The sequence below is a fragment of the Shigella sp. FC1544 genome (assembly GCF_001722145.1).
GTDB classification, from domain to species: domain Bacteria; phylum Pseudomonadota; class Gammaproteobacteria; order Enterobacterales; family Enterobacteriaceae; genus Escherichia; species Escherichia coli.
Genome location: NZ_MECT01000172.1, coordinates 1 through 3,790, shown reverse-complemented (window position 1 = coordinate 3,790; position 3,790 = coordinate 1). Strand labels below are relative to the sequence as shown.

Sequence of the window (3,790 nt, the reverse complement as noted above, 5' to 3'; positions counted from 1 at the left end):
TGCTGCCGCCAGTTCTTCCAGTTCCGGCATCGACAGTTTCACCTGCTGATTATCGGCATCGCTCCACGCCATATGTGTTTGTGCTGTGACAGATTTTGCCAGCATGACTACCGGGGACAGGCGGCCCAGTGAGTCGGGACCAGCATTCCAGATACGACCGTTCCATTCAAACGTGAACGGCTTCGCCTCCTGTTCTGCGCGCCATGCTTCAATTTCCTGACGTCTGGCCTCTCTGGCCGCTTCCAGCATTTCTGGTGTCACAGTGAATGGGGCTATCTCACCCCATTTGCCGCTTTGCAGTTCCTGCCAGATTTGCTGACCCGTCGGAGCGACATCATCAGCGGTGGCTGTGTAGGGGACTGCCTGGTCCCTGTCGTCAAAAAAAACGTCACAGTCTACTGCGCCACTTTCGGTATAACGGGGATTAATGATTTTTTTAATTTCCACGGTGCATTCCTCACGATGTGCGAATAAAAAGCCCGGGCATTGCGCCAGAGACATGTGCATCCGGCACCCCGGACAGGGCGCAATATGACCCCGGTAATGAATGCTCTGAACATCCCGTAATGAAAAATTGTGGGGATGCTATATACGTTCCGGTGGGAGTACTGGGCACTGAAATCCCCACCGGTCCCAGTCGTGAGCCTCTGTATGACTGCCCCCTGACAAGTCTGATGACTTTATCACCGTCAGCTTCTCCCTGGTACGCAGCAATAATCAGCCCGCCAATGTCAGGGTCTCCCCATCTGTTGCGGACAGAGCTCGCCACGATTCTGTAAATAATATCTTCTGTGGTTATATTTATTTTCACCCAGCCAGTCAGTCTGGATATGGGCCAGTAGCAGTAGCGGGTGTGATAAATGGGGCCGTTAATGCCGTAAAAAGTAAGGGATTTGGCTCTGTACCGCGGTTCTGTTGTCTCAGGGCGTGCATCAGTCCACCGGATGCTGAGCATCCCCTTCAAACCGTGTGTCGGGTATGATGATGTCGTAGGGGCCAGCAACGGAATATTCACCTGGCAGCGCATTCCTTACCCAGGCCAGGAAATCACTCTTAGTGTCAAAACGGATAACATCTTCAGGCAGAAAAGCACACCCAAAGCCGAATGCGCCGGGTATCGCCAGACGGCCTTTTGTCCGGTCGTAAATGTCGCTCTGTGCTTCCATCGTGGCCGCACTTTTCAGCCCCAGATTATCCCGGGACTTCTGTTGTGCCTTTTCGCCTGCTGCTGCATTTGCTCCTGTGCTTGTCACATCTTCCGCAGTGGCCTTTCTGTCCTCAGCTGTGACGGTTGCATCCTGTCGGGCTTTCTCCGCAAAACGTTGTGCATCATCACGGGCCGTTGCGGCTGCCGCCACATCCTGCGCCGTCTGCTGTGCGTTTCCGGCTGCAGCCCCGCTCTGCTGCGCCTGCGCCACCATTTCCTCAAAGCGCTTCATCACCTCCGGACGTAAATCACCATCCTTTGGTGCATTCAGAAACGCGTTCAGTGTCCCCGGTGCATCAGTCGGTGCCACATCAATATCCCCGACACGGGTTGGCTGCCAGCCGTTACAGTGAAGCGCAACCTCGTAATACCCCGGCTCAGCCTCAATCACATAAGCACCGTTATTGTCCGTCACGCAAGTGGCAACAACGTGTGCCACAACGGTCGGACTGGTTCTTCTGGCCCGCAGTTCAATCGCACAATTTACGACAGGTTTACCCGCCCCATCTTTCAGTACACCTGAAATCTTTACTGCCATATTCACCCCACAAAAAGCCCGCCTGAACCAGCGGGCTGTCATAACACTGTGTTACCTGGCTAATCAGAACTTATAACCGACACCCACGATGAAACCGTCAGTGCGCCAGTCGCCACTGCCGGAACCTTCATAAGCAAGGTCAATGGCCACGGATTCGGTCGGGTTAAACTGCACGCCAGCCCCCCACGCCAGAGAGGTATTGCTGTGGCGACCGTCATCACTTCCGGTCAGCACGTCGTGCGTTTTCCCCTTGTTGTCAGTTACGCGGAGATAATCCCCGGAGAAGGTCGACACACGGCTGTAAGCCACGCCCGCCATCGCATACGCGCTGAACCATTCATTCACGCGCACAGACGGCCCCGCCATCACGCTGAACCAGCGGTTACGCACGGAATCCTCATGCCAGCGGGTATCGCTGTAATGCGTTTTTTGCTCATCTTCAGCGTTGGCATAGCTGAATGACGTCACCAGCCCCAGCGTGTCCGTAAACTCATAACGGTATTTCACGTTAATGCCCTTCAGGTCATCGCTGCCTGGCATATCAGTATGGGGCTGAAGATACCCGGCGCTCAGCGTGGACTGATGTTCAGACGCCCATGCAGGCGCACCGGATACAGCCAGACAGATGGCTGCGGACAAAATGGCTGCACAAACTTTACGCATAATTACCTCTCGCTTTTCTGCAATAAAAAAGGCACCATTTCTGGTGCCCGTATCTGGGTTATAAAATTCAGCTAATCGTGATGCCTGCAGTGGCTTTCTTCATCACAACAACCAGCAAATCGCTGATACTTGCTGTGGGATACCAGCCATTTACCAGCCATGCCGATACAGAAAACTCCAGCGTCATGTGACCGTGACCGGCAGGCATATCAATAACACCCGTATATATCAGCGTATTATCCAGGGTCGTTCGGTTATAAATTTCAGCACCGTTTTTCTTCACTATCAGGCGGCATGACGAATAAATATTGTTATTCTTCCGCTCATGTTTAGCACCGCGAAACGCCACCGCGGGAATAACAATTTGCCGATCAAACGGCTGATCGTCATAAACCCTGACGGTAATGGTCCCTGATGGCCACCTCTCCGGTGCCCGGGAGTCCCGTGGGAAAGGTTTGCCCACTGTTTTAACGAGATCGCCTTCAATCTGGTTCGCGGACAATTTTCCCAGAACCCGACAGTTCTTATTAATCGTGACGTTGTTGAGCGTCCCGGAGTTCGCGTTCACGTTACCGCTGATATCGGCATTTTTCGCCGTCAGCCGTCCGCCAGGTGTCAGGGAAAATGCCGGAGGATTACCGCCGCTGGTTATGGTCGGAGCCGTCAGGCGTTTCAGGAACACGTCGTTCATGAATATCTGATCGCCCTGACCAACAAACATCGGCTTTGTGTTGCCATTCGCAGGATTAATCATCGCAATCCTGTCTGCCGCCAGCAGCACCTGACTCTGCATTCCTGCTGGCGTATTCTCAATACCGGCACCGATACCCGCAATATAAAGGCGTCCGTCCTTCATCTGTTGCAGCTTCACAGCCCACATGCTGTTCAGATTATTATTTGTATCAACCTGAACTTTCTGTATCTGCTGGATTGCAGCACTCTGATTTTCCAGTTTTTTATTGACGGTTTGCGTGATTTCATTGCTGACATTCGTAATGGACGTCCTGATTTCAGTCAGGTCCGGCGCAAGCTGACCGTTATCAATCTGCGTCCACAACTCCTTGCCGAGATGCGTTTTATTGATCAACCCTTTATAAAAACTCAGATAACCTTCCGCATCATCGCTCGCCCGACCGACGGCCTCCACAAATGCCGATTTGCCAACGGTGTTCACACTGCGGGTGATGCTGCCAACTTACTGATTTAGTGTATGATGGTGTTTTTGAGGTGCTCCAGTGGCTTCTGTTTCTATCAGCTGTCCCTCCTGTTCAGCTACTGACGGGGTGGTGCGTAACGGCAAAAGCACTGCCGGACATCAGCGCTATCTCTGCTCTCACTGCCGTAAAACATGGCAACTGCAGTTCACTTACACCGCTTCTCAA

At 52.8% G+C, this 3,790-nt stretch carries 3 protein-coding genes and 2 pseudogenes; 1 reads left to right on the top strand and 4 read right to left on the bottom strand.

Annotated features, from left to right (window positions below; translation table 11 throughout):
• From BGK49_RS10640 to BGK49_RS10625, 4 genes and pseudogenes are all read right to left on the bottom strand, one after another.
• Window positions 1-507, bottom strand: a 507-nt coding sequence (locus tag BGK49_RS10640; protein WP_069375740.1) for a DUF4376 domain-containing protein, incomplete at its 3' end; no start/stop codon positions are given.
• Window positions 458-1,745, bottom strand: a pseudogene (locus tag BGK49_RS10635) (prophage tail fiber N-terminal domain-containing protein). The gene BGK49_RS10640 and the pseudogene BGK49_RS10635, both read right to left, overlap by 50 nt.
• A 63-nt stretch (window positions 1,746-1,808) precedes the next feature.
• Window positions 1,809-2,408, bottom strand: coding sequence for an Ail/Lom family outer membrane beta-barrel protein (locus BGK49_RS10630; protein WP_001233102.1), 600 nt, complete (start codon window positions 2,406-2,408; stop codon window positions 1,809-1,811).
• Window positions 2,409-2,475: 67 nt separating this feature from the next.
• Window positions 2,476-3,588 (bottom strand): annotated as a pseudogene (locus BGK49_RS10625) (phage tail tip domain-containing protein); the annotation flags it as partial.
• Window positions 3,589-3,643: 55 nt separating this feature from the next.
• Here BGK49_RS10625 and BGK49_RS26385 point away from each other — a divergent pair.
• Window positions 3,644-3,790 (top strand): IS1 family transposase (locus BGK49_RS26385; protein WP_001393286.1); only part of this gene is annotated, 147 nt, incomplete at its 3' end.